This window comes from Neisseria weixii (assembly GCF_042658245.1).
GTDB lineage: Bacteria > Pseudomonadota > Gammaproteobacteria > Burkholderiales > Neisseriaceae > Neisseria > Neisseria weixii.
Window position 1 is genome coordinate 1 of sequence record NZ_JBHSPY010000033.1, and the last position, 25202, is coordinate 25202.

At 48.0% G+C, this 25202-nt stretch carries 23 protein-coding genes and 3 pseudogenes; 6 read left to right on the top strand and 20 right to left on the bottom strand.

Annotated elements, in window-relative coordinates; genetic code table 11:
- A partial coding sequence (locus ACFPVS_RS11650) for a hypothetical protein (protein ID WP_378595795.1) occupies positions 1 to 183 on the top strand: 183 nt, incomplete at its 5' end.
- A 17-nt stretch (positions 184 to 200) separates the two neighbouring features.
- On the opposite strand, the gene ACFPVS_RS11655 is transcribed toward ACFPVS_RS11650, so the two are convergent.
- The 8 genes from ACFPVS_RS11655 to thrS all read right to left on the bottom strand — a co-directional run bounded on the left by ACFPVS_RS11655 (position 201) and on the right by thrS (position 7921).
- Positions 201 to 518: a hypothetical protein gene (locus tag ACFPVS_RS11655; RefSeq protein WP_096295626.1), complete on the bottom strand. Its 318-nt coding sequence runs from the start codon at positions 516 to 518 to the stop codon at positions 201 to 203.
- Complete coding sequence (locus tag ACFPVS_RS11660) at positions 505 to 804, bottom strand: integration host factor subunit alpha (protein WP_096295627.1); 300 nt, start codon at positions 802 to 804, stop codon at positions 505 to 507. Before ACFPVS_RS11660 ends, ACFPVS_RS11655 begins: the two co-directional genes overlap by 14 nt.
- A 133-nt stretch (positions 805 to 937) precedes the next feature.
- A complete protein-coding gene (pheT, locus tag ACFPVS_RS11665) occupies positions 938 to 3301 on the bottom strand; it encodes a phenylalanine--tRNA ligase subunit beta (protein ID WP_096295628.1) in 2364 nt (787 codons plus the stop codon).
- A 113-nt stretch (positions 3302 to 3414) separates the two neighbouring features.
- Positions 3415 to 4404 (bottom strand): phenylalanine--tRNA ligase subunit alpha, encoded by a 990-nt coding sequence (pheS, locus tag ACFPVS_RS11670; RefSeq protein WP_123804766.1) that lies wholly within the window; start codon positions 4402 to 4404, stop codon positions 3415 to 3417.
- A gap of 302 nt (positions 4405 to 4706) precedes the next feature.
- Positions 4707 to 5066, bottom strand: a complete 360-nt coding sequence (rplT, locus tag ACFPVS_RS11675) for a 50S ribosomal protein L20 (RefSeq protein ID WP_096295629.1) — start codon at positions 5064 to 5066, stop codon at positions 4707 to 4709.
- 12 nt (positions 5067 to 5078) lie between these two features.
- The gene (gene rpmI / locus ACFPVS_RS11680; RefSeq protein WP_095502651.1) at positions 5079 to 5276 is read right to left on the bottom strand and encodes a 50S ribosomal protein L35; all 198 of its coding nucleotides are present in this window, start codon (positions 5274 to 5276) and stop codon (positions 5079 to 5081) included.
- Positions 5277 to 5422: 146 nt separating this feature from the next.
- Positions 5423 to 5944, bottom strand: a complete 522-nt coding sequence (gene infC, locus ACFPVS_RS11685) for a translation initiation factor IF-3 (RefSeq protein ID WP_096296160.1) — start codon at positions 5942 to 5944, stop codon at positions 5423 to 5425.
- 69 nt (positions 5945 to 6013) lie between these two features.
- Complete coding sequence (gene thrS, locus ACFPVS_RS11690) at positions 6014 to 7921, bottom strand: threonine--tRNA ligase (RefSeq protein WP_096295630.1); 1908 nt, start codon at positions 7919 to 7921, stop codon at positions 6014 to 6016.
- 299 nt (positions 7922 to 8220) lie between these two features.
- Here thrS and ACFPVS_RS11695 point away from each other — a divergent pair, with 299 nt between their 5' ends.
- The 3 genes from ACFPVS_RS11695 (at position 8221) to hemH (ending at position 11370) form a co-directional block, all read left to right on the top strand.
- Positions 8221 to 8850 carry an alpha-ketoglutarate-dependent dioxygenase AlkB family protein gene (locus ACFPVS_RS11695; protein WP_378595796.1) on the top strand — a complete coding sequence of 210 codons (630 nt, stop codon included), beginning with the start codon at positions 8221 to 8223 and terminating at the stop codon, positions 8848 to 8850.
- Between the two features lie 70 nt (positions 8851 to 8920).
- Positions 8921 to 10036 carry a tRNA guanosine(34) transglycosylase Tgt gene (tgt, locus tag ACFPVS_RS11700; RefSeq protein ID WP_096295631.1) on the top strand — a complete coding sequence of 372 codons (1116 nt, stop codon included), beginning with the start codon at positions 8921 to 8923 and terminating at the stop codon, positions 10034 to 10036.
- Positions 10037 to 10356: 320 nt separating this feature from the next.
- Positions 10357 to 11370, top strand: coding sequence for a ferrochelatase (gene hemH, locus ACFPVS_RS11705; RefSeq protein WP_123804764.1), 1014 nt, complete (start codon positions 10357 to 10359; stop codon positions 11368 to 11370).
- Between the two features lie 45 nt (positions 11371 to 11415).
- On the opposite strand, the gene ACFPVS_RS11710 is transcribed toward hemH, so the two are convergent.
- The 4 genes from ACFPVS_RS11710 to ACFPVS_RS11725 all read right to left on the bottom strand — a co-directional run bounded on the left by ACFPVS_RS11710 (position 11416) and on the right by ACFPVS_RS11725 (position 15036).
- On the bottom strand, positions 11416 to 11907 hold the full coding sequence (locus tag ACFPVS_RS11710) for a glycosyltransferase family protein (RefSeq protein ID WP_378595797.1): 492 nt from the start codon (positions 11905 to 11907) through the stop codon (positions 11416 to 11418).
- Positions 11885 to 12163: a glycosyltransferase family 2 protein gene (locus ACFPVS_RS11715; protein ID WP_232507424.1), complete on the bottom strand. Its 279-nt coding sequence runs from the start codon at positions 12161 to 12163 to the stop codon at positions 11885 to 11887. Before ACFPVS_RS11715 ends, ACFPVS_RS11710 begins: the two co-directional genes overlap by 23 nt.
- Positions 12164 to 12274: 111 nt before the next feature.
- Entirely contained in the window at positions 12275 to 13654 is a 1380-nt protein-coding gene (nhaC, locus tag ACFPVS_RS11720) for a Na+/H+ antiporter NhaC (RefSeq protein WP_096295632.1), read from the bottom strand.
- A 167-nt stretch (positions 13655 to 13821) separates the two neighbouring features.
- Complete coding sequence (locus ACFPVS_RS11725) at positions 13822 to 15036, bottom strand: sugar MFS transporter (protein WP_096295633.1); 1215 nt, start codon at positions 15034 to 15036, stop codon at positions 13822 to 13824.
- 213 nt (positions 15037 to 15249) lie between these two features.
- Between ACFPVS_RS11725 and ACFPVS_RS11730 the strand changes: the two are divergent.
- Positions 15250 to 15462 (top strand): annotated as a pseudogene (locus ACFPVS_RS11730) (YqaA family protein); the annotation flags it as partial.
- A gap of 120 nt (positions 15463 to 15582) precedes the next feature.
- Here the strand turns inward: ACFPVS_RS11730 and ACFPVS_RS11735 are convergent.
- The 5 genes and pseudogenes from ACFPVS_RS11735 to ACFPVS_RS11755 form a co-directional block, all read right to left on the bottom strand.
- On the bottom strand, positions 15583 to 16776 hold the full coding sequence (locus ACFPVS_RS11735) for an amino acid aminotransferase (RefSeq protein ID WP_096296161.1): 1194 nt from the start codon (positions 16774 to 16776) through the stop codon (positions 15583 to 15585).
- Between the two features lie 238 nt (positions 16777 to 17014).
- Entirely contained in the window at positions 17015 to 18490 is a 1476-nt protein-coding gene (locus ACFPVS_RS11740; protein WP_096295634.1) for a hypothetical protein, read from the bottom strand.
- 75 nt (positions 18491 to 18565) lie between these two features.
- Positions 18566 to 19213 (bottom strand): HAD family hydrolase, encoded by a 648-nt coding sequence (locus ACFPVS_RS11745; protein ID WP_096295635.1) that lies wholly within the window; start codon positions 19211 to 19213, stop codon positions 18566 to 18568.
- 67 nt (positions 19214 to 19280) lie between these two features.
- Complete coding sequence (locus ACFPVS_RS11750; protein WP_096295636.1) at positions 19281 to 20252, bottom strand: cation diffusion facilitator family transporter; 972 nt, start codon at positions 20250 to 20252, stop codon at positions 19281 to 19283.
- Positions 20253 to 20271: 19 nt separating this feature from the next.
- A pseudogene (locus ACFPVS_RS11755) lies at positions 20272 to 20516 on the bottom strand (hypothetical protein); the annotation flags it as partial.
- A gap of 678 nt (positions 20517 to 21194) precedes the next feature.
- Here ACFPVS_RS11755 and lolA point away from each other — a divergent pair.
- On the top strand, positions 21195 to 21815 hold the full coding sequence (lolA, locus tag ACFPVS_RS11760; protein WP_096295637.1) for an outer membrane lipoprotein periplasmic chaperone LolA: 621 nt from the start codon (positions 21195 to 21197) through the stop codon (positions 21813 to 21815).
- Between the two features lie 106 nt (positions 21816 to 21921).
- Here the strand turns inward: lolA and trmA are convergent, their stop codons facing one another.
- The 3 genes and pseudogenes from trmA to ACFPVS_RS11775 all read right to left on the bottom strand — a co-directional run.
- A complete protein-coding gene (gene trmA, locus ACFPVS_RS11765) occupies positions 21922 to 23004 on the bottom strand; it encodes a tRNA (uridine(54)-C5)-methyltransferase TrmA (RefSeq protein ID WP_123804758.1) in 1083 nt (360 codons plus the stop codon).
- A gap of 392 nt (positions 23005 to 23396) precedes the next feature.
- Positions 23397 to 24929, bottom strand: coding sequence for a phosphate acetyltransferase (gene pta / locus ACFPVS_RS11770; protein ID WP_096295639.1), 1533 nt, complete (start codon positions 24927 to 24929; stop codon positions 23397 to 23399).
- 190 nt (positions 24930 to 25119) lie between these two features.
- Positions 25120 to 25202, bottom strand: a pseudogene (locus ACFPVS_RS11775) (IS1595 family transposase); the annotation flags it as partial.

Below are 25202 nucleotides of genomic sequence, written 5' to 3' on the forward strand. Positions count from 1 at the left end.
ATGTTTACCCGTCATGATTCGGGCTTGTTGGTGGAAGAAGCTGCTCATAAAAAAAACTCCTCTGAATTCTTTAGGGGGAATTTAGGGGAGTTTTGGGTTTTTTTTGCAAAGGTCTCAGGCCGTCTGAAATATTTTTCAGACGGCCTTTTTTTCTTTGTTCAAAATAAAACCGAGAAATCTTAATTTCTCGGTTTTATTGATTATTTTACCAAAACAGTTTCCAAACCGGCCAACACATTTTTCAATCCTTGTCGGATTTCATCGGTATCGGCTGCAGGCTGACCATTGGCATCCAGTGCTTCTTGCGGCTGCTCTTCTGCATAAGGCGAAAAAGTGTCTTTTAATTTCAACAATTTCACCACATCAGAACGGGTATAACGATTACCGCCATAGCCGATAACCACACCGTTTTCATATTGCCATTGGGTAAACTCTTCCGGGCTGATTTGCACCAATTGGCACACTTCGTCCAACGTAAAATAACGTTTTGCAGGAATCGACAGATTAGCGTTTGTCATAGTAATGCTCCACCATGCCTTTAAGTTTTTGGCTGGCATGGAACGTCACTACTCGACGCGCAGTAATCGGCACTTCTTCGCCGGTTTTCGGGTTACGGCCCGGACGTTGCGGCTTGTCGCGCAATTGAAAGTTACCGAAACCGGAAATTTTAATTTCTTCACCGCGCGCCAAAGTGCTGCGGATTTCTTCAAAAAAGAGCTCGACGATTTCTTTGGCATCGTTTTTGGTCACATTGCTGACTTTGTCTACCAAAATGTCGGCCAACTCAGCTTTAGTTAATGTCATGTTCTTACCTTCCTTTTTAATAGGAGCAGATTATTACTAATTTTCTCTTAAAATTCAAGTACCAAACTGAAAAATCAAACAGAATTTACCGTTGGATTTTCCAGCATTTGTCATTTTAGTGATGCAAATCGGATTAGCTGCGCAATTGTGCGCCGATGGCTGTTGCCGATTCTACCAGCTTCGTCATCAAAGGCCCGACCACTTCATCGGTTAAGGTGCTTTCCATGTCTTGCAGAATCACTTTCACGGCCAGACTCTTCGTACCTTCCGGCAAACCGGCACCGCGATACACGTCAAACAGGCTGATTTCCTGCACCAAAGCATTGGCTTTGGTATTCAATGCGGCCAACAATTCATCGTGGCTCATGCTCTCCGGCACAACAAACGCCAAATCTCGGCGCACGGCTTGGAATTTAGAAACTGCTTGGTAGCGTGTTTTATCACGTCCCAATACCGCATCCATGTCGATTTCAAACACCAAAGCGGCTTGCGGCAAGTCGTATTTTTGCAACCATTTCGGATGCAATTCGCCGACAAAACCAATCACCACGCCGTCTGAAACAATATTGGCGGTACGCCCCGGATGCAGAGCCGGATGCTGGGCTTTAACAAAGGTCACGGCTTTATCTTTGAGCAGATTTTCCACATCGGCCTTAACATCGTAAAAATCCACAGGGCGCGCTTTTTCGCCCCATTGTTCCGGCGCAACCGAGCCATACCACAAGCCGCCGATGCGTTCTTTTTGTTGGAATTGGCCGTCTGAATCTTTGCTGAACACACGGGCAATTTCAAACACACGCACACGGCTTTGCTTGCGGTTTAAATTGTTTTGCAGAATTTCCACCAAGCCGCCGACTAAAGTTGAACGCATGACCGCATATTGTGCTGCCAACGGATTCTGCAAGCGAATCGGATTAGTGTTAGCGGCGAAATCTTGTTCCCATTGCCCATCAACGAACGCATAGCTGACCACTTCCTGATAACCGCGCGCCGCCATTTCATTATAAACGGCAAAACGTGGACGCTTGGTTTCCGGCAACTCTAACATTTTCAGACGGCCTGAAGTATGGTTGTCAGGAATGTTTTCATAGCCGTACACGCGGCCGATTTCTTCAACCAAATCGGCTTCGATTTCAATATCGAAACGGAAGCTTGGTGCGGTGACTGTGAAGCCTTCGGCCGACTTCACCGGATTTAAGCCCAAGTGTTGCAAAATGGTTTCAACCTGTTGGGCAGGTACGCTCACGCCGAGCATTTTTTCCAAGCGCTCCAAACGGATTTCCACCTGTTTGGCTTGCGGCAATTGGCCTTCTGCTTCCACCATTTCACCGGCTTCACCGCCACAGATTTGCTGCACCAATTCAGTCGCACGCTCAATCGCATCGGCTTGCAATTGCCAATCAACACCGCGCTCAAAGCGGAACGAAGAATCCGAGCCAAAACCATATTGGCGTGATTTACCGGAAATGGTGACCGGATTAAAGTACGCCGCTTCCAGCACAATGCGGGTGGTCTCATCCGAAACCGCGCTGCCCTCGCCGCCCATCAAACCGGCCATGCTTAACGCGCCTTTTTCATCGGCAATCACCAAAGTATTGTCAGACAAGGTTACGTTTTTTTCGTTCAAGCATTCCAGCGTTTCACCGTTTTGAGCACGGCGCACAATGATGCTGCCATTGATTTTATCGGCATCAAACACATGCATAGGTTGGCCGATTTCCAGCATCACATAATTGCCGATATCCACCAAAGCCGATACCGAGCGCACACCGCTGCGTTCCAAGCGGTGTTTCATCCAAGCAGGCGTTTCTGCTTTGGCATTTACGTTTTCAATCGCACGGCTGATAAAGCGGCCACAATCTTCAGGCGCATCAATGCGCACGGCTTGTTTTTTATCGTGTTGCACAGAGGCCGTCTGAATCGTCACCGGATTAAATGCGCATTGCGTCAACGCAGACACTTCGCGCGCGATGCCTTTAATGCTCAAGCAGTCAGTGCGGTTAGGCGTGATTTTCAGGGTGAAAACCGTGTCGTCCAAATCAAAATATTCGCGGATATCGGTACCGACAGGAGCATCGGCCGGCAAAATATGCAAACCGTCAACGCCGTCATCCGGTAAGCCCAATTCATCGGTTGAACACAGCATACCGTTGGATTCTACGCCACGCATTTTGGTCGGCTTAATTTTGAAATTACCCGGCAACACCGCCCCCGGTAAAGAACACGGTACTTTAATACCCGGTTTCACATTCGGCGCACCACACACAATTTGAATCAATTCGCCGGCACCGGCATCGACTTTGGTCACATTCAAGCGGTCGGCATCGGGGTGTTTTTCTACTGATTTCACTTCGGCCACAACCACACCGCTAAATGCAGGAGCGGCTTTTTCGGTTTCTTCTACCTCCAAACCGGCCATGGTCAATAAATGCGCCAGCTCATCGGCCGACAAATTAGGATTGGCTTGTGTTTTGAGCCAAGAATAAGAAAATTGCATGATGTTTTCTCTAACTTTTTTCAGGCCATCTGAAAATAAAATGCTTCAAACGGCAATAAATGAATGGAAAGTTTTTTTCAGACGGCCTGCTTATTTTTCAAGCCATCTGAACATTATTTAAACTGTTTCAAGAAGTTCAAATCGTTGTCGAAGAACAAACGCAAATCGTTGACGTTGTAACGCAACATCGCAAAACGGTCTAAGCCGATACCGAAAGCAAAACCGGTATATTTTTCCGGGTCGATGTTGACGTTTTTCAACACATTCGGATGCACCATACCGCAGCCGCCGACTTCCAGCCATTTGCCGTTTTCTGCCATGATATCGATTTCGGCAGAAGGCTCGGTAAACGGGAAGAACGATGGGCGGAAACGCACTTGCATATCGTCGCGTTCAAAGAAACGGCGGATAAAATCGGTAAACACGGCTTTCAAATCGGCAAAGGTAACGCCTTCTTCCACCCACAAGCCTTCAGCCTGATGGAACATCGGTGAGTGTGTCGCATCGCTGTCAACGCGGTAAACACGACCCGGCGCGATAATGCGGATTGGCGGATTTTTCTTATCCAGCATGTAGCGGATTTGAATCGGTGACGTGTGGGTGCGCAACACATCGCCGTTTTCGACATAAAACGTATCCTGCATGGCACGCGCGGGGTGGTTTTGCGGAATATTCAAAGCTTGGAAATTATGGAAATCATCCTCAATTTCAGGGCCATCGGCCACTTCAAAACCAATACCTTCAAACAACTCGACAATACGCTGCAAAGTCAGGGTTACAGGGTGCAAACCACCAAGGGCTTGACCGCGACCGGGTAAAGTCACGTCCAGCGATTCGGCTGTCAACTGTGCCTGCAATTTGGCTTCGTTTAAAGCATCACGTTTTACATTATAGGCCGTCTGAAACTGGTTTTTGCATTCGTTGATATGGGCGCCGATGGTTTTGCGCTCTTCCGGTGACATTTGTCCCAAGGTTTTCAACAGGCCGGTCAATTCACCGGTTTTGCCCATGTAGCGGGCTTTCACTTGTTCCAAGGCGTTGAAATCTGCCGCGGCTTCTACGGCGGCAATGCCTTCGGCAACAATGCGGTTTACATTTTCCATAATAATCTTTTGTCTATCGTCTAGAAGTTGATGATTGAAGTTTTGAAATAATAAGGCCGTCTGAAAGGATGAAGAATCGTGATTCCTGCTACCTTTTTCAGACGGCCTGTAAATCTTGCAACGGCCAATCCGTTTTAATGTGACCGGCTAAAAAGGCTTATGCCCAAACCGGCTGAAACGCCACATATTTTAACGCAAATCACACCAAAAAAACAGGCTTTAAAGAAGAAAAATCAATTACATAGAACCTCTTTAAACAATAAAAAAAGGAAACCGAAGTTTCCTTTTTCAAGCTTGTCGCATTAAGCGGCCAAAGCGCCTTTGGCTTTTTCAACCAATTGTGCGAATGCAGCTTTGTCGAACACAGCCAGATCAGCCAATACTTTGCGGTCGATTTCGATAGACGCGCGTTTCAGGCCATTCATGAATTTGCTGTAAGACAAACCGTTTTCACGGGCACCGGCGTTAATACGCACGATCCACAATTGACGGAATTGACGTTTGCGTTGGCGACGGTCACGGTAAGCGTATTGACCGGCTTTCATTACCGCTTGCTTGGCAACACGGTATACATTTTTACGACGACCGCGATAGCCTTTGGCTAAAGCGAAGATTTTTTGGTGGCGGACACGAGCGGTAACACCGCGTTTTACGCGTGGCATACTTTAAACTCCTTAAGCGTAAGGCAACATTTTAGCAACAGCAGCCAAATCACGCTCATTCACCATAGAGGTGCCGCGCAATTGGCGTTTCGTTTTAGTGGTTTTTTTGGTCAGGATGTGACTTTTAAACGCATGACCGCGTTTTACACCACCGTTACCCAGTACTTTAAAGCGTTTTTTCGCGCTAGACTTGGTTTTCATTTTAGGCATGGGGAAAACTCCATTTGTTTTTAGATAAGGCATGAGGGGCTTTGAAATCATGGATTTCAAACACTTGTATCCCAAACACCACGGTTTTTGCTGCCAAATATCAGCTTACTTCGGGCAGCAACCGAAATAAGCTAAACATTATAACTTTATTTTTTCTTTGGCGCAATCATCATGACCATTTGGCGACCTTCCATTTTCGGGAAAGATTCGATTTGCGCCACTTCGGCCAAATCTTCTTTCACGCGCTCGAGAAGTTGTGCGCCTAATTGTTGGTGCGCCATTTCGCGACCGCGGAAACGCAAGGTCACTTTTACCTTGTCGCCATCTTCCAAGAAGCGGTTGATGTTGCGCATTTTGATTTGATAATCACCTTCATCGGTGCCCGGACGGAACTTGATTTCTTTAATCTGCACCTGCTTCTGGTTTTTCTTAGCTTCGTCGCGTTTCTTGGCTTGTTGGTATTTATATTTACCAAAATCCATGAGTTTGCACACAGGCGGCTTGGCGGTAGGAGAAATCTCTACCAAATCCACATCCTGCTCTTCGGCCATAGCCAAAGCTTCACGAACAGACACCACACCAAGCTGTTCGCCTGAATCACTGATTAATCGCACTTCTTTGGCGGTGATTTCGCCGTTAATTCGTGCTTCGCGTTCTTGAGCGATGATAATACTCCTTCTAAAAATTAGTATTGTTGCCCACCGGCTTTGCAAGCGGGCTCTTGTTTAAAAAATCAATTATGCCACTGATTCGGCAATTTCTTGCTGCAATTGCGCAATAAAATCATCCAATTTCAACGAACCTAAATCTTCTGCCTTACGGCGTACGGCCACTTTGCCTTCTTGCATTTCTTTGTCGCCCACCACGATTTGGTATGGGAAACGGTATTGGCTGTTGTCGCGGATTTTGTAGCCGATTTTCTCGTTGCGCAAATCCAACTCAACACGCAAACCGGCCGCTTGCAACTTGGCCGCCACTTCACGGCAATAATCGGCTTGTTTTTCGGTGATGTTCATAATCACCATTTGCACCGGCGCCAGCCACAACGGGAACGAACCGGCGTGGTTTTCAATCAAAATACCGATAAAGCGCTCCAGCGAACCCAAAATCGCACGGTGCAGCATCACAGGGCGGGCACGGTCGTTGTTTTCGGTTACGTATTCGGCATCCAAGCGCTCCGGCAAGACAAAGTCAAGCTGCAAGGTACCACACTGCCATGAACGGCCCAAAGCGTCTTTCACATGGTATTCGATTTTCGGACCATAGAATGCACCCTCGCCCGGCAACTCTTCCCATTCCACGCTGCAAGCAGTCAACGCATCGCGCAAGCCTTGCTCGGCCTTATCCCAAATCTCATCGGAACCGGCGCGCTTTTCAGGACGCAAAGACAGTTTCACCGCCACATCGTGGAAGCCGAATTGCTTGTAAATACGCACCAACAATTCATTAAACGCGCGCGCTTCTTCTACGATTTGATCTTCGGTACAGAAAATATGCGCATCATCTTGCACGAAACCGCGTACTCGCATCAGACCATGCAAGGCACCGCTTGGTTCATTGCGGTGACACGAACCGAATTCAGCCAAACGCATGGGCAAATCGCGGTAAGAACGCAAACCGTTATTGAAAATCTGCACATGTCCCGGGCAGTTCATCGGTTTCACGGCGTATTCACGTTTTTCCGAGTTGGTCAGAAACATATTGTCTTTGTAGTTGTCCCAGTGGCCGGATTGTTCCCAGAAGGTTTTATCCATAATCTGCGGGGTTTTTACTTCTTGATAGCCTGCTGCATCCAACTCTTTGCGCATATGCTGCTCAATTGCCTGCCACAATGCCCAGCCTTTCGGATGCCAAAACACCATGCCCGGCGCTTCATCTTGCAAATGGAACAAATCCAATTGTTTACCCAGTTTACGGTGGTCGCGTTTTTCCGCTTCCTCAATGCGCTGGATGTAGGCTTTTAATTCTTCTTTGCTCGCCCATGCAGTGCCGTAGATGCGCTGCAGCATTTCGTTGTTGCTGTCGCCGCGCCAATAGGCACCGGCCAATTTGGTCAGCTTGAAATTTTTCAGGAAACGGGTGTTCGGCACGTGTGGGCCGCGACACATATCCACATATTCTTGATGATGGTACATGCCCATTGCTTCCACTTCAGGCATATCTTCAATCAGACGCAATTTGTATTCTTCACCGCGATCGGCAAAGATTTTGACCGTTTCTTCACGCGGCGTCATGATTTTTACCACATCATAATCTTGCGCAATCAATTCTTTCATGCGATTTTCGATGGCAGCCACGTCTTCCGGCGTGAACGGTTTTTCAGTCGCAATGTCATAATAGAAACCGTCTTCGATGACCGGGCCAATCACCATTTTGGCATTAGGATAAAGCTGCTTCACTGCATGGCCGATTAAGTGGGCACACGAGTGGCGGATAATTTCCACGCCTTCTTTATCTTTAGGGGTAATGATTTGCACATTTGAATCTTCGGTAATCGGATCGCAAGCGTCCACCAATTTGCCGTCGACTTTACCGGCCACTGTTGCCTTCGCCAAGCCTGCGCCAATTGATGCCGCAATCTGGGCAACGGTTACAGGTGATTCATATTGGCGGACGGAACCGTCAGGCAAGGTAATGTTCAACATTAAAAAAAACTCCGAATGGTAAGTAATTTTTCAGACGGCATGATTCATTATATTTATCCAACAACGCAAACTGCCTGAAAGCTGGTTTAATTTAATTTTATGATGATTGCGGCCGCGTTTTTATTCGATACACAATCATAAAGCTAATCTTATAAATTATATAATGTCTGCCAATTAATTAGCAAGCCGCCGACCCAATGCAGGCCGTATCACGTACGCCTGTTGCAGCAAGGGTACAAATCATCTCTCTGCCGTATGAAAAACCACCGCAATCATTCATTAACCATTCAAATTTCTTTATGAGCCAATTTGACCTATTCCATTCCGTCTCACCCGAACATAATCTGCTGCCTTATAACGGCATTGTCAACGATTTCGGCCTCATCCTAAAATCTCAAGAAGCTGATAATTTGTTTGAAGAATTATTGCACAATATTCCTTGGCAACACGATGAAGCCATCATTTACGGCAAACACATTACCACCGCCCGCCAAGTAGCTTGGTATGGCGACCATGCTTTTGACTACACCTATTCCCGTATCCGCCGCACTGCCCTACCTTGGCATCCGATTTTACTTTCACTCAAACACACCATCAAGCAACACCTTCAATCCATCAGCCCGACAGTGTTTAATTCCTGTTTATTGAATTTATATTCAGACGGCATTGAAGGCATGGGCTGGCACAGTGATGACGAGAAAGAATTAGGCAATGAGCCCATCATTGCCTCGCTCAGTTTGGGCGCTACCCGAAAATTCGCTTTCAAACACAAATACACCGCCAAAAAGTGCGAACTCATGCTGCAACACGGCCAATTAATCGTGATGCGCGGGAAAACCCAGCAACATTGGCGTCACGCCGTGATGAAAAGCATCAACATCACCGAGCCGCGCATTAACCTGACTTTCCGCACCTTCTATTCCCGATAGGCTATTTAAGCCCCCCCTAACAAACGCTTATCAGGTTATAATTATTTATTTATCCGAACACGCTTCACCCATGCTGAAATTTACCCTGCACAAAAAAGACGGCCTAGCCCGCCGCGGTACTCTTGAGCTGAACCACGGCAAAATCGAAACCCCCGTATTCATGCCGGTCGGCACTTACGGCTCGGTTAAAGCCATGACACCGCAAAACCTGCATGATATCAACGCTCAAATCATCTTGGGCAACACTTACCACTTATGGCTGCGCCCCGGCTTGGAAGTGATTGAACAATTCGGCGGCCTGCACCAATTTATCGGCTGGGACAAACCGATTCTCACCGATTCGGGCGGATTCCAAGTGTTTTCCCTTTCCGATATGCGCAAACTCACCGAAGAAGGTTGCACCTTCAAAAGCCCGATTAACGGCGACAAATTATTCCTCTCGCCTGAAATCTCCATGAAAATTCAAACGGTGTTGAATTCCGACATTGTGATGCAGCTTGACGAATGTACCCCCGGTGAAGCCAGCCACGAGCAGGCGCGAAAATCGCTGCAAATGAGCCTGCGCTGGGCAGAGCGCAGCAAAAAAGCGTTTGAAGACTTAAACAACCCCAACGCCCTCTTCGGCATTGTGCAAGGCGCGATGTATGAAGGCTTGCGCGAAGAATCACTGCGTGGCTTGGAACAATTCGACTTCTCCGGCTTGGCCATCGGCGGCTTATCCGTGGGCGAACCCAAGCCCGAAATGTACCGCATGCTGCGTGCCGTGGGCCCGGCTCTGCCCGAACACAAACCGCATTATCTGATGGGTGTCGGCACGCCGGAAGACTTGGTGTACGGCGTGGCGCACGGCGTGGACATGTTCGACTGCGTGATGCCGACCCGCAATGCCCGCAACGGCTGGCTGTTTACCCGCTTTGGCGATTTGAAAATCAAAAACGCCAAACACCGCCTCGACAACCGTCCGATCGACGAATCCTGCACCTGCTATGCCTGCCAAAACTTCAGCCGTTCATACCTGCATCACCTGCACAAAGTCGGCGAAATCTTAGGCGCGCAGCTGAACACCATCCACAATCTGCATTTCTACCAAGTCATCATGGCTGAAATGCGCGAAGTCATCGAGCAAGGCAGGTTCAGCGACTGGCAAGCACAATTCCATGAGAACCGTGTGCGGGGTGTGGATTAATCAGTTTTAAATGATTGAATATAACAGTAAGGCCGTCTGAAAGCGTTGTTTTTCAGACAGCCTTAATTATTGATTTATAGCGGATTTAATTAATTTTCGATACCAGAGAAGCCGAAGACAATACAAGTAGTACGGCAAGGCGCAGCAACGCCGTAACGAAAATTAAGTTAATCCGCCATATTTATCCGACTCATTATTACTCCATCGACAAACAACATGATAGCCAAACCTAAAAAGGCGGTCTGAACACCCAATTCCGCTTTCAGACGGCTTTTTTATTGCTATAATTTCTCATTTCTTGTTTTCCGTGAAGGCCAGCCATGCCGCATTTCTTAACCGAACCTACCCTTGCTTACGAGCAGCAAAACAAAACCGCCGTGGTCTTGATGAATTTGGGTACTCCTGCTGCACCGACCGCGCAAGCCGTACGCCCGTATTTGAAAGATTTTTTATCCGACCAGCGTGTGGTGGAATTGCCGAAACTGGTTTGGCAGCCGATTCTGCACGGGTTGGTGTTGACTTTACGCCCGAAAAAAAGCGCGCATGGCTATGAAAAAATCTGGTTTAAAGAAGGCTCGCCTTTGGCGGTTTATACCGAGCATCAAGCCAAGGCATTGGCGGCGGCGCTGCCCAACGTCATCGTGCGCCATGCCATGACTTACGGCAATCCGGGCGTGCCGGAAGTGTTGCAAGATTTAAAAAATCAAGGCGTGGGCAATGTGTTGGTGATTCCGCTGTATCCGCAATATGCCGCTTCGAGTACCGGCGCGGCCTTGGATAAGGTGTTTGCCGAATTGCTGCAACAGCGCAACCAAATGAGTGTGCGCACCCTATCGCGTTTTTATGATGATGCCGGCTATATTGAGGCGATGAAACAGCATATCCAAGCCTATTGGGCGGAACATGGCCGTGGCGAAAAACTGATGCTCAGTTTCCACGGCATTCCGCAAAAAAATCATGATGATGGCGATCCTTACCCGAAAGAATGCCACCACACCGCCAAACTGCTGGCCGAAGCCTTGAGCTTGGACGAAAGCGAATACATCGTCTCTTTCCAAAGCCAATTCGGTAAAGCCAAATGGGTAAAACCAAGCACGCAGGATTTATTCGATGAATTACCGAAACAAGGCGTGACCAAATTAGACGTATTCTGCCCGGGCTTTTTGGCCGACTGCTTAGAAACCATGGAAGAAATCGCCCTGATGGGGCGCGAACAATTCTATGAAGCCGGCGGCAAACAATATCAGTTTATTCCGTGTTTGAACGATAGTCCGGTGTGGGTGAGTGCGCTGGCTGAATTGGTGAAAAAGAATTTGCAAGGTTGGGTGGAATAAATAATAAAAGGCCGTCTGAAAAAATATCTTTCAGACGGCCTTTCATCATTGATTTTGATAAGTTGTGGCGAACGCCATGATGCCGCTTTGTTCAAATGCACCGTGCGCCTTCACTTCAGCCAACCGGCGGCAAATACTGTCGGTCACGGCTTCGGCCTGTTGGCGGTTCGCTTCGGTTAAACCCTCAATGCTTTTGCCGTAGAGCGCCGAATCCAGCAATCTTTCCGCATAAATGCCTTGCCGGTAAATATGCCGCACCGCAGCATCTTCGCCGCCAAACTGACGAAACAAGGCTTCTTGCGGAAAACCGCCGGCCGCCAAAAAAATGCGGCGGCGGCAAACCATATTGCCGCCCACTGTCATTTCAAGCCGCTGCCATGCTTGGGCAAAATCGGCGTGTTGCAGATAATGAGGAGGAAAACTGATCGGGCGGCATTTCAGACGCACCATACCGAGATAGGAAAATTGCGCCAAGGCCATGTAGGCAGCGGTTAACATCTGCGGTTCGTATTCGTCATCCGCATCTAACAAAAGCAATCAAATCCGCTTGGCTTTGCCATGCCCCCCAGCTTCGCGCCTTAGCCGCCCCGCCGTTTTGCGCCAAATATTCAGTGCGCACTTGCGGATATTGCGCCGCCAAAACCGCCATCACATCGCGCGTATTGTCGGTAGAAGCATCATCGACCAGCCACACATTTTGCACTTCGGCTTGCAGCAATGCGATTTTCACCGCTGTTTCTAAGGTAGTAGCGGCGTTGTAACAAGGAATAATGACATCCAAACTGGGTTGCATTGCGGGTTCTTTTCAATCAAAAGGCCGTCTGAAATGAACTGCAACTCATAAGTTGGGGATGGTGTCCAACTTTTGGGGTGCAGTTCAGTTCAGACGGCCTTGTTGCGCCAGTTATTTTTTAGTCAGCGTCAAACCTGACCAGCCGAAAACCAACGTCAAAATCAGACTCAAATAACAGAAGAAAGCAAACGGCAGATATTCCCACACCGGAACATTCAAGGTCTGACTGATAAACACACCGCATACGCTCCAAGGTACCAAAGGATTAATCACCGTGCCTGCGTCTTCCAACGTGCGCGACAGATTGCGCTGGTGCAAGCCCAGTTTGTCGTACACCGGCTTAAAGGTTTCGCCGGCGAGTAAAATACTCAAATATTGTTCGCCGATCAGAATGTTGACACCCAAAGAAGTGGCGGCCACGCTGAAAGTCGCGCGGCTGGCATTGGTCAAGAAATTACGGATGATGTCGAGCAGAGCCGGAATCACACCCAAAGCAAACAGCAAACCGCCCAAACTCATGCCCAAAATCACGATGGTTTGTGTGAAGAACATGCTTTCCAAGCCGCCGCGCGAAATCAGGCGGGTAATGTCTTTAAATTGTTCGCCTTCCAGCTTGTAGCCGCCGAAAAACCATGCGCCCAATTGCTGCAAGTCAGGGCTGCTGTGGAAATACGTCACTACTAAAGCGGCGATGGTACAGAAAATCATCGACACTACCGCATTCACGCGCATCAACGCCAATACCGCCAGCAAAACAAACGGAATCAGTGAATCCAAATGTACCAAGCCCGTGGCTTCTAAGGCATTACGGAAGTTTTCAATATTATTTAAATCATCAATCGCCACCGTCGGCAATACCCACAACATCAAAGCCGCGCTGATGAGCCACGCCGGAACGGTGGTGTACATCATATTTTTGATGTGTTCAAACAAATCAATGCCGACAATCGAGGCAGCAATACCGGTGGTATCCGACAAAGGCGACATTTTATCGCCGAAGAACGCACCTGATACGACAGCGCCGGCAGTCATCGCCAGATTGGCTTCAAATGCTGTCGCCATACCCATAAAGGCCACGCCCACCGTGGCACAAGTGGTAAAACTGCTGCCGATAGCCACGCCGACCACCGAACATAAGGCAAATGCCGAGAAATAAAAATAAGTCGGTGAAATCAAGCCGAAACCGTGATACATCAGCGTCGGAATCGCCCCGCTCATCATCAGCGCACTCACCATCAAACCAATAAAGAAAAACAGATACACTGCACCCATACCTTGGCTTATGGCTTGAATCATGCCGTTTTGCATCTCGTTGTATTTCAAACCGCGGCACAAACCATACAAAATCAGAACAACAATCGCGCTGATAATCGACATATGCGGCAGCCAGCCGAGTGAGATAATGGTATAGCCCATCATGGCAACCAATAAAACGGCCACTGCCAACGCTTCTAAACGCGGCATATCGAGCAGTGATTTAAAGCTGAACATATTCTGCTTCCTATCTTTGAGACATGTGGCATTTTATCGGGTTTACGTCATTTTACAAACAATTTTTTACGTCAGCCACCTGTTTTCATCAAACTTCAGCATTTGATGGTTATCCAATAAACAAAAGGCCGTCTGAATTTCAGACGGCCTTTTGAAAGTTAAGCAGTTTATGCTTCGTCGGCTTTGTAACCTTTTACAGCAAAGAATACGATGTACACATAACAAATCGCCGATACGATATAAGAAGGCAGCAAGCCGTAAGTATCGGCCGCCCAACCTTGTACTACCGGTACAACCGCACCACCCACAATCGCGGTACAAATCACGCCGGAAGCGGTACTGGTGAATTTGCCCAAGCCTTTGGTTGCCAAAGAGAAGATGGTTGGGAACATAATTGAGTTGAAGAAACCGATCAACAACAATGCCCACATGGTTACCGCACCGCCGCCGGCCAAAATTGCTGTAATAATCAGCGCAATGGCGACAGTCGCATTAAAAGCCAAATATTTGTTTGGCGAGATTTTGTTCATCAAAGCCGAGCCTACGAAACGGCCTACCATGGCACCGCCCCAATAAATCGACAAGTATGCCGCGCCGGTGCTGTGGTTCAAACCGGCCAACACTTCCAATGCGTTAATCATCATTGAGCCAATGGCCACTTCCGCGCCGACATAGCAGAAAATACCGGCCGCGCCAAACACCATATGCTTGTATTGCCATACGCTGGTTTTACCGTCGTGATTGGCTTCAGTTTCTTCTTGAGCAATTTTGCGTGCATCCGGCAACTTAATCAGTGCTACCGCCACGGCCAACAGCAACATAAAGCCGGCCAAACCCAAGTATGGATTTTGTACAGACGAAATACGCTCAGCTTCAGAAGCAGTCGCGTCTACAAAAATCAACATTGCACCCAACGGCGGCGCAATCATGGTCGCCAACGAGTTAAATGCCTGAATCAGGGTCAACGTGGTTGATTCTTTGCCTTTGGGTGCCAGCAAAGTCACATAAGGGTTGCCCGCCACCTGCAGCAATACAATTCCGCTGGCCAAGATAAACAAAGCACCTAAAAATACGGCATAAGAGTGGCTGCCGGCAGCCGGATAAAACAGCAAACAGCCGATTGCGGCCACTACGAAACCGCCGATCACGCCGGTTTTGTAGCCGAATTTTTCAACAAAATGACCCATCGGAATCGACATAATCGCATACGCGCTGAAAAAACAGAATTGAATCAACATCGCCTGAACATACGTCAGGTTGAAAATTTCTTTCAAATGAGGAATCAAAATATCATTCATACAGGTGATAAAACCCAGCATGAAGAACAGAGAACCTAATACCGTTAAAGCCGGCGTATTACCTTTATGAGTTTGCGCAGACATGAAGTGCCTTTCGTCTTATTGTAATCAAATTAAATTAATACAGTTAACTTACGTTAATTTAGACGGAATCATACTGCCATTTTGTTATTTTGCAAACCATTATTTCTGCGGTTTTGTCAGAATTGCCATAAAATTGTGGTAAATCAAATAATATTGTTGTTTGAACTGCTTACAATCAATTTCATCGTTATATTCCTACAGAATAATTTAATAATGTCTTTACTCTACGCTTACATTGGCTTGGCATTTTCTGCCTTCACTTCCGCTACTATTTTACCCGGCACATCCGAAGCCGCGTTTGGCGTGTTTGTGTACCAATTCCCTGCCCATGCTTGGGGCGGTTGGCTATGCGCAGGTTTATTCAATGGCTTAGGCAGTATGGTTTCATACGGCATGGGGCGGTTATTACCCGATATAAAAAGGCCGAGACCTTTGCGAAATACCAGCCATCCCATCCAAACGGTTACCTGATTGTTCAGGTAACCGTTTGGATGGGATGGCTGGTATTTCGCAAAGGTCTCGGCCTTCTAATCAATAAGATTTTAATTACAAAACTTTTACAATACTCTGGCAAATGTAAGAAATGTTATTCTCAGTCATGCCGGCCACATTAATGCGGCCTGAACGCACGATATAGATGGCGAATTCGTTTTTCAAACGGTTAACTTGCTCGGGCATTAAACCGCTGAATGAGAACATGCCATTTTGTTCGATAATGAAATCAAAATTTTGTGTCGCACCTTTGGCTTTCAACAATTCAACAAATTTCTCACGCATGGTTTTGATGCGGCCGCGCATTTCGTCGAGTTCGGCAATCCATTGTGCTTTCAAAGCGTCATCCTTCAACACCAGCGCAACGGTATTGGCGCCGTGAGAAGCGGGATTCGAATACAGTGTGCGGATAATGGTTTTAACTTGGCTGTGAACACGGTTGGCGATGTCTTCGTTTTCTGCCACCACGGTAAACGCCCCCACGCGCTCGTTATACATGCCGAAGTTTTTCGAATATGAACTGGCGATTAGCAATTCTTTATTGCACTTCAAAAAACTGCGCAAACCGTAAGCATCTTCTTCCAAACCATTGCCGAAGCCTTGGTAAGCAAAGTCAAACAGCGGTAACCAACCTTTGTCGGCCGACATTTGCGCCAATTTGTCCCATTGCTCAGGGGTTGGGTCGATACCGGTCGGGTTATGGCAGCAGCCGTGCAGCAACACCACATCGCCTTTCCCGGCCTGACTCAAGTCTTCGATCAAACCGTCCCAATCCAGCTTGTGTTCGGCGGCGTTGTAATAGCGGTAATCGCATACTTCAATGCCGACAGCTTTGAAAATGGCATTGTGATTCGGCCAAGTCGGATTCGAAATCCATACTTTTTTCACATTCAACTGGCGTTTGGCCAATTCGGCAGCCACGCGCAGCGCGCCGGTGCCGCCCAAGCTTTGCGCGGTTTTGGCGCGGCGACCGGCGATGATTTCATGATCCGCACCAAACAGCAAAATCTGCGTTTGCGCATTGTATTCGGCCACGCCGTCGATGGTCAGGTAGTTTTTGCTGGTTTCGGTATCCAGCAAGCGCTTTTCCGCTTCTTTTACCGCCTTGACAATCGGAGTTTCGCCTTTGGCGTTTTTATACACGCCGATACCGAGATTGACTTTTTCAGGACGGGCTTCTGCTTTAAACGCTTCGCCCAAGCCCAAAATCGGGTCGGCGGGCGCAGCTTGAATGGTATCAAAAAACATGTGTTTGCTCGCTTTAATTTGAAGAATATCGCGGATCATTTGGATAAAGTAACGGTACACCTGACCGACTTTGATTCAAGTTTGACCCACCATAAAAAAATAAGAATATAAAACAGTAACTTTTAAAATTTTACGCCTTTTAAGACCGCCTGCAAACCGGATTTCACGTTATGCAGACAAACTGCAATCTTTTTGCGACAAAAAAGCACACTCTAAATCAGTGTGCTTTTTTAATATCTTAGGCGCGGTTACTGTATTTATAGCCCAAGGTTTCGGCTTCTTCGATGGTATGGACATACACATCGCCGTTAGTCGTATCCATACGCACCAAATCATACGGTTCCCATGCGCCTTGGCGTATTTCTTCATATTTGGCCGGATTTTTATCGGTCAGATAAGGCAGAAAATATTTTTTGCTGCCTCGTTTGCCAGTATGACATTTCACCAGCGGATACGGTTGCAGCGCCAAATCGTCCAGCAGCAGCACGCCCTGCTGTTGCGCATAAGCCGCCGCCTTCCCGGATAATTTCGGCTTGGCCGCCAACACCGCATGCACATCACCGCGAATAACGCATTTATCGATAATACTCTGCATGTTTTTCACGAGGCGGTAGATGACATTATTGACATTGGTTTTCGCTGCCACGCCATCGCTCCAATATTTGGTTTGCACGAAATGAGTAATGCCGTCTTTTTCACAAATCAAATCAATGCCGCGGTTGGAGTTGGCCACGCCTTCGGTTAAGCCGTAATATTCCACACGCCAGCCTGCACGCTCGTAAAGATAACCGAGATAACGCTCATAGCGGTCGCCTGCTTCGCGTTTGGATAAATTGCGGCGGTTGGCATATTCCCACAATTCGCGCTCGCGGCCTTTCAGTTCGTCTTCATCGACTTCGGCAAGCGGCGCATCAGCAGCGGTAAAACCGGCAGGAAATACGGCGGCACTCAGAATGGTAGCCGGCGCATTATTTTCTGCGGCAACAGCTGTTTGCGGCTGCATAGGCCTGCCAATAGCTTCGCCTTCAAGCTCATTTTGACCGACGGCAGACAAAGATTCTGCTTCCGCTCGTGTGTTGTCATTGGCTTCAGTTTCATTTTCTTCAGCCCCTTGATGATTTTCAGACGGCATATCTTCTGATGCTATTTCAGAAAGCATCTGATTGAGCGCTTCGGCTTGCGGAGCTTCTATTTCTTCGTCATCTTCATTGTCTTCGCCGGGCAATACGTCTTCCGCAATCAAACGTGCGTGGCGTTCGAGCAATTCGCTAAAGGCATCCGTCCATTGGCGCCACTCTCGTGATGCGACTGAATTGCCGTGTTTTTCATAAAATGCTTCTTCAAAATACATGCGGTATTTGAGCTGCTCTTTGTGGATTAAGGCTTCTTCATCGGCGGAAAATTCCGATTTCACTTGCAGTTTGGCTTCCCACGACAACACGTCTTTTTCAAATTTGGCGTAAGCGGCTTTGATTTTATTTAAATCATTGTCGGAAATATCGGTTTGGCCTTCTTCCAAAGGCTCATCACCGTGATTGGCCACCACCGCCACCTGCATTTTTTCTTTCGCAGCCTGACGCGACAAGGCTTTTTCCTGCTCGGTCTGTTTTTCGGCCTCAAGCTTGGCTTTCTTGCGCTGCTCCGCCCAGCTCAATATCACGGCCAAAGCCACAATCAGTAATACAATCAACCCTATGATTAAAATAACATCCATTTTATATACTTTTGTTTTGTATGGTTTAATTTATACTCAAGGCCGTCTGAAATGTTTCAGACGGCATGGTTTGTTTTACAAAACCGCAAATAAATCCATCGGCGCATCAATGCGCGCATCTTGCAACCAAGCTTCCGTACCGTCGGTTTCCGCGATGTAACCCCAATTGACCAAAACAGCTTTCATGCCGGCATTTTTGGCTGCCAGCATATCGCGTTCGGCATCGCCCAAATACACGCAATCTTCCGGCTTTACGCCGATTTTTTCGCAGGCGTGCAACATCGGTTTTACATTTGGCTTGGCGACTCCGCAGGTATCCCCGCTCACGACCACTGCGGGTGGCACGGCAAAACCAAGCTTCGGCACCAGCTTATCGGTAAACTGCGCCGGCTTGTTGGTGATGATGCCCCATGCCAAGCCGCGTTGATCGAGTTCGCGCAATAAATCGTTTACGCCTTCAAACAGTGCGGTTTCATCGGCATAACATTTATCATAGTGATTGAGAAAAGCCTGCCGCCATTGAGGATGGTCGGGATGGCCGGGCGTCATGCCTGCGCCCATTTCCAGCAAACCGTTTGCGCCGTGGCTGGCGAACGGGCGGATTTCATCCATGGTTTTCTCGGCCAAACCATTAGCGCGCAACACGAAATTCAATGCACCGCCCAAATCGAGCGCAGTATCGGCAAGCGTGCCGTCTAAATCGAATAATACGGCTTGGATCATGGCTATTCCTTATTTTAAAAGCCGTCCGAACAGATGTAAACTTCGGACGGTATGATTTTAACAGATTTTAATGATGTCCGTGTGTGTGCGGATGGGTGTGTGTATCGAAAGAACACAACACGCTATCTTCATGCGGGTGGCGGTCGCTTTCGATTTGCACCGTGCTGTGGGTGATGTTGTGATGCGCCAAGAGATGTTCGAGTCGGTAAACGATCTGCTCGGCCTCGGCAACCGCCAGCCTGCCGTCCACCACAATATGGCAGGACAACGCATTGATATCGCTGGTAATCGTCCAAACATGCAAATCGTGTACCGACTGTACGCCTTCAACCTGCCGGATGGCGGCCAATACTTCATCGGTACGCAGGTTTTCCGGTGTGCCTTCCATTAAAATGTGCAGCGTCTTTATGAACAATTTCCAACCGCTGCGTCCGATCAATACCGCCACCAATATGCTGGCCAAGGGATCCGCCCATGCCCAGCCGAAAGCCATCATCAGCACGGCCGCAACAATGGCACCGACGGAGCCGAGCATATCGCTGAGAACATGAAGATAAGCACCGCGCATGTTGACGTTCGCTTCGGTATCGCTGTTTTTCACCATATACACGGCGACACCGATATTTACCAGCAACCCCAACACACTGATGACCAACATACCGGCGGTGGCGATTTCCGGCGGGGAGACAAAACGTTCCACCGCCTCGTAAATAATCAGTACGGCAATCGCCACCAGGAGCAAACCGTTAAACGATGCCGTGAGAATCTCAAAGCGTTTGTAGCCGAAAGTTTTCTGCAGCGTATTTTGCCTTTCGCCGATTTTGAACGCCCATAAAGCCATGCCCAAGGAAAAAGCATCGCTGAACATGTGTCCCGCATCCGACAACAGCGCAAGCGAATTAGTAATCCAACCGCCTGCAACTTCCGCCAGCATAAAGGCAGAAATGATGAAAAACGAGATGCGCAATACCGTTTTATTGCTGGTATGGGAATGGGAATGTGAATGATTATGCGAATGAGTGTGTGAATGATGTGCCATAGCTACTCCTTAATCAATCTTAATCTGATTCTATTTTTGTTGGGACCGTCTGAAAGCCTTTAAATTCAGACAGCCTTTCTTTCAATCCGTGTTCAAATTCTTCCAGCATGGGCAGTTCAAACGCGCTGAATCCCACCTGCCCCCTGGGCTTCGATGTTGGCATGCCACGGAAAATAAACATATCGTAACGCGTCAGCAGTCTTACGGAATAAGCCTATCGGCCAAACCGCGCGCGGCATAATATTGGTACCAATGGTTGCCGATACCGGCGAAGCTGAAATCCAAAGACGGATACGTGCTGTCATCCGTTAATCCAGCATTCTGGGTTTCGGCAAACAATTGCTTGGTCAGCGTGCTTTTTCATCGGGCGCATCAGAAAGCAACGCGCATTCGAGCAACGGATAAGGATTATATTAAGGAATGATTTCTCCGTATCGGGGTTTATGCGCATTATAACGCGGCGAAACCTTTCAGACAGCGTCGAATTTACCTGCCAGTATTATAAGTAAAGCCGGGAAGAAAACTGAAGAAAGACCTATGCCCGTCACTTAGCTACACAAATCCGCTATGCTGCCGCGCAGTCCGGAATGACAGATTATATCTTTATATCTTTAGATTATTCCCATATTTTATATATTTTATATATTTTATATATTTTATATATTTTATATATTTTATATATTTTATATATTTTATATATTTTATATATTATTATAAGGTCTCAGATTGTGTAAAGGCCATCGCAAACACGGTTTATCCAACAATTTCCAAATTAAAAAAATGTGAAAAACCATCTGTTTTCCCGTGCAAGAACACTTAAGATTCAAACCTCTAGACCAAAATTGACACCTTTACAAAAACTAAATTCCCCTCCTGCCCCTTGTAAGCCACGAAATTACGCCTATACTTAAGCCATCTTCCCCTAAACGAAGGAAACGCAGTATGAAACAACAAACTCTTTTGAAATGGATTGCAGCTGTCGGTATGAGCGCAGCCATCGGCTTGGCCCAAGCCGATGGCGTGGATGCGCTGAAAAAATTCAACAGCGATTCAGACGGCATCAGCGGCAACTTCAGCCAAACCGTCAAAAGTAAAAAGAAAACCCAAACTACCCACGGCACCTTCCAAATCCTGCGCCCCGGTTTGTTTAAATGGGAATACACCAAACCTTACAAACAAACCATCGTCGGCGACGGCAACACCATCTGGCTTTACGATGTCGATTTAGCCCAAGTGACCAAATCATCACAAAACCAAGCCATCGGCGACAGCCCTGCGGCGATTTTGTCTAACAAAACCGCGCTCGACAGCAGCTACACGCTGAAAGAAGACGGCTCAGCAGGCGGCATTGATTACGTCTTGGCTACGCCGAAGAAAAACAACGCCGGCTATCAATACATCCGCATCGGCTTCAAAGGCGATATCTTGGCCGCCATGCAATTAAAAGACAGCTTCGGCAACCAAACCACGATTAACTTCAGCGGTTTGAACACCAAACCTAACCTGTCGCGCAACGCATTCAAATTTACACCGCCTAAGGGTGTTGATGTGTTAAGCAATTAATTTATTTAAGTTTAAATGCCGTCTGAAATTTTCTAATTTCAGACGGCATTATTTATTGCTTCTTCAAAAAAAAAAACAAGCGCAAGCGTACTGCCTGCGCTTGGGTTTATTTCCGTTTCAACAACACACCGCTTTCAATATGGTGCGTAAACGGGAATTGGTCGAACAATGCCGCTCGCTCGATGCTGTGGGTTTGCGTGAGCTTCTCAAGATTGCTGCGCAAGGTTTCGGGATTGCAGGAAATGTAAATCACGTTGTCGAATTGCGCGACGAGCTTGAGCGTTTCGTCATCAATGCCGGCGCGGGGCGGGTCGGCAAAGATGGTGGAAAACCGATAATCGGCCAACACCACGCCCTGCTCTTGCAGGCGGCGGAATTCGCGGTTTTGGGTGTAGGCTTCGGTAAATTCTTCCGCCGACAATCGGGCGATTTTGACATTGTGGCTTCGGTTGGCTTCGATGTTCCACAGCGCAGCGTTAACCGATGTTTTCGAGACTTCGGTGGCCAATACGCGTTGGAACTGCTTGGCCAAAGGCAAGGTAAAATTGCCGTTGCCGCAATAAAGCTCAAGCATATCGCCGCCCAGCCCTTCTGCGGATTCACACGCCCATGCCAGCATTTTTTCGCACACGCGTGCATTGGGCTGGGTGAAGCTGCCTTCGATTTGGCGGTAGCGGAAATCTTGATTACCGACGCGCAAAATTTCAGTGACGAAATCTTGGGTTAACACCAGCTTTTGCCCGCGGCTGCGGCCGATAATCCACACGCCCAATTGCTCTTGCAAGGCACGCGCGGTAGCTTCCCATTCGGCATCGAGCTTTTTGTGGTAAATCATGGTAAGCAACATTTCTCCGCTGAGCGTAGCCAAAAATTCCACTGCGTACCAACGGTTTTTCAAAATCGGCTGTTCTGTGACTGCGGCAATCAGGCGCGGCATTAAAGCATTGATGGCGGTATCAGCGGCATCAAATTGGTCGCGGCGCACCAGGCTCGCGCCGCTGGCTTTTTGCCCGCGCTCGAACATGGCGTAAAAAATCTCGCCGCCTTCGTGCCACACGCGGAATTCGGCGCGCATGCGGTAATGTTGTTCAGGCGATTCAAATACTTGGATTTCGGGAAAATCTAATCCTTGGAATAATTCTGATAAGTAGCGGATTTTGTCGTTTAACTGCTGTTGGTAAGCGCTCATTCTTTTTTGGCTCTGTGTAGGGATTTAGGCTCGGATTATAACCCAATAGGCCGTCTGAAAACATGGCTTCAGGTTTTGGAATAATTTATTGCTTATTATTTAAGCAGCCTAATTTTCTCTTTTATTTTCAAACCATCATCTGATTTATCCACAAGGATTACACAGAAAATGCGGCCGGGGATTGGGATAGATTGCGTTGCATATATATTGAGACCTTTGCAAAATCCCCATCTTTGGCACATTTCTTCGTTATGCGCTGCTCTAACTTCGAACCGTACTCAAATCCGGGGTTTTGCAAAGGTCTCATATTGCATAAATAAATTATGCCAAACAAAAAGCCGTCTGAAATCATTCAGACGGCCTAGATTGAGTTTATGCGATATTTCGAGCGATTAGGCTTCCATTTGCGCTGCTTGGATGGCAGTCAGCGCGATGGTGTACACGATGTCGTCCACCAATGCGCCTCGCGACAGGTCGTTCACCGGCTTGCGCAAACCTTGCAACATTGGACCCACGCTCAATACGTTGGCGTTGCGCTGAACGGCTTTGTAGGTACAGTTGCCGGTGTTCAAATCCGGGAACACCAACACAGTCGCCTGACCGGCAACCGCGCTGTTCGGCGCTTTAGATTTAGCCACGCTTGGCACGGTAGCGGCGTCGTATTGCAACGGGCCGTCAATCGCCAAATCAGGGCGTTTTTGTTGCGCAATTTGAGTGGCTTGTGCCACGGCTTCTACGTCGGGACCGGCGCCGGAAGTACCGGTTGAGTAAGAAATCATCGCCACTTTCGGCTCAATGCCGAAGGCTTTGGCTGAATCGGCAGACTGAATGGCGATATCGGCCAATTGTTCAGGCGTCGGGTTAGGATTTACTGCACAATCACCGTAAACCAAGACTTGGTTTGGCAGCAACATGAAGAAAATACTCGATACCAAGCTTGCACCCGGTGCAGTTTTAATCAATTGCAATGCAGGACGGATGGTGTTGGCGGTGGTGTGAACAGCCCCGGAAACCAAGCCGTCCACGTCGTTTTGCGCCATCATCATGGTGCCCAACACCACGGTATCCTGCAGCTGCTCACGCGCCTGCTCTTCGGTCAGTCCTTTGCTCTTACGCAATTCGCACATCGGCGCGACGTATTGCTCGATCAAATCGGCAGGATCGATGATTTCCAAAGAATCCGGCAGGTTGATGTGGCGTTCTTTGGCCACGGCTTCCACTTCGGCACGCGGCGCCAGCAATACGCAGCGGGCAATGCCTTTTTCATGACAAATCGCCGCAGCTTGAACGGTGCGCGGCTCGGCACCTTCCGGCAATACGATGCGTTTGTTGGCTTTATGGGCGGAGTCCATCATGTTCACACGGAATTGTGACGGCGACAAACGGTTGGTGCCGTGGTTGGCCAATTCGTCTACGTCCCCCAACTGCTCGGTCGAACCGAAGAAAGTCAAACCGGTTTGCTCGGCAGCGGCTTTGCCCACACCCGGCGCGGCATTGTCCAACACAAAACCGGCCAATACGCCCGGTGCAGTAATGTAGGACTGCTTGGCCAAATTTAATTTTTGCACGATGTCCTCAACGTCGGTTTCGCATAATTCGCTTTCCTCGTCGCACGCGCCTACGGCAAACACCACTGCCGCATCCAACGACAAGGCCAATTCAAAGTTTTTGGTGGCCAAGAATACTTTATCCGCGTTTGGACGAATGCCCTTGATGACCACGTTTTCCGCGTTCATTTCGCTGATTTTGCCGACCAGCGCATCCAACCAGTCATCGCTTTTGCCTTGTGCCAACAGCTTTTCGCCAAAGCCGTTTTCATCCAATGCACGCAGGGCTTGGGCATTCGGCAATGCAGCCGCCAAGGCCTGAGTGGTCGCCCAGCTGTCGATGCGGGCGGAAACGGGTACAACCAATACATTTGACATGTTTATTCCTTTTCTTGGGATAAAAAATAAATTCGCGTTCATTTTAGCACTTCGGCGCAGTGGTTTACACCGATTACAACGGAATTTCGGCTTAAATCGACTGAATTTTGTTTGAAATCAGAGAAAAAAATGCATATTCTCTTCAAATATGCATATCAACAATAATTTAAAATGGTGCTGTACTAGATAACTAGAATAAATTCTGCTTTACTAATTGTTTTAAAATAGAACAAGAGACTTTATCTCACTGTGGTTAAAACGCCATTCACATTC

Excerpts from the sequence above, each read along its gene's own strand:
- ACFPVS_RS11655 (WP_096295626.1), bottom strand. The coding sequence starts at position 518 with ATGACAAACGCTAATCTGTCGATTCCTGCAAAACGTTATTTTACGTTG.
- ACFPVS_RS11660 (WP_096295627.1), bottom strand. The coding sequence starts at position 804 with ATGACATTAACTAAAGCTGAGTTGGCCGACATTTTGGTAGACAAAGTC.
- pheT (WP_096295628.1), bottom strand. The coding sequence starts at position 3,301 with ATGCAATTTTCTTATTCTTGGCTCAAAACACAAGCCAATCCTAATTTG.
- pheS (WP_123804766.1), bottom strand. The coding sequence starts at position 4,404 with ATGGAAAATGTAAACCGCATTGTTGCCGAAGGCATTGCCGCCGTAGAA.
- rplT (WP_096295629.1), bottom strand. The coding sequence starts at position 5,066 with ATGCCACGCGTAAAACGCGGTGTTACCGCTCGTGTCCGCCACCAAAAA.
- rpmI (WP_095502651.1), bottom strand. The coding sequence starts at position 5,276 with ATGCCTAAAATGAAAACCAAGTCTAGCGCGAAAAAACGCTTTAAAGTA.
- thrS (WP_096295630.1), bottom strand. The coding sequence starts at position 7,921 with ATGTTGAACATTACCTTGCCTGACGGTTCCGTCCGCCAATATGAATCA.
- ACFPVS_RS11695 (WP_378595796.1), top strand. The coding sequence starts at position 8,221 with ATGAGCCAATTTGACCTATTCCATTCCGTCTCACCCGAACATAATCTG.
- tgt (WP_096295631.1), top strand. The coding sequence starts at position 8,921 with ATGCTGAAATTTACCCTGCACAAAAAAGACGGCCTAGCCCGCCGCGGT.
- hemH (WP_123804764.1), top strand. The coding sequence starts at position 10,357 with ATGCCGCATTTCTTAACCGAACCTACCCTTGCTTACGAGCAGCAAAAC.
- ACFPVS_RS11715 (WP_232507424.1), bottom strand. The coding sequence starts at position 12,163 with ATGCAACCCAGTTTGGATGTCATTATTCCTTGTTACAACGCCGCTACT.
- nhaC (WP_096295632.1), bottom strand. The coding sequence starts at position 13,654 with ATGTTCAGCTTTAAATCACTGCTCGATATGCCGCGTTTAGAAGCGTTG.
- ACFPVS_RS11725 (WP_096295633.1), bottom strand. The coding sequence starts at position 15,036 with ATGTCTGCGCAAACTCATAAAGGTAATACGCCGGCTTTAACGGTATTA.
- ACFPVS_RS11735 (WP_096296161.1), bottom strand. The coding sequence starts at position 16,776 with ATGTTTTTTGATACCATTCAAGCTGCGCCCGCCGACCCGATTTTGGGC.
- ACFPVS_RS11740 (WP_096295634.1), bottom strand. The coding sequence starts at position 18,490 with ATGGATGTTATTTTAATCATAGGGTTGATTGTATTACTGATTGTGGCT.
- ACFPVS_RS11745 (WP_096295635.1), bottom strand. The coding sequence starts at position 19,213 with ATGATCCAAGCCGTATTATTCGATTTAGACGGCACGCTTGCCGATACT.
- ACFPVS_RS11750 (WP_096295636.1), bottom strand. The coding sequence starts at position 20,252 with ATGGCACATCATTCACACACTCATTCGCATAATCATTCACATTCCCAT.
- lolA (WP_096295637.1), top strand. The coding sequence starts at position 21,195 with ATGAAACAACAAACTCTTTTGAAATGGATTGCAGCTGTCGGTATGAGC.
- trmA (WP_123804758.1), bottom strand. The coding sequence starts at position 23,004 with ATGAGCGCTTACCAACAGCAGTTAAACGACAAAATCCGCTACTTATCA.
- pta (WP_096295639.1), bottom strand. The coding sequence starts at position 24,929 with ATGTCAAATGTATTGGTTGTACCCGTTTCCGCCCGCATCGACAGCTGG.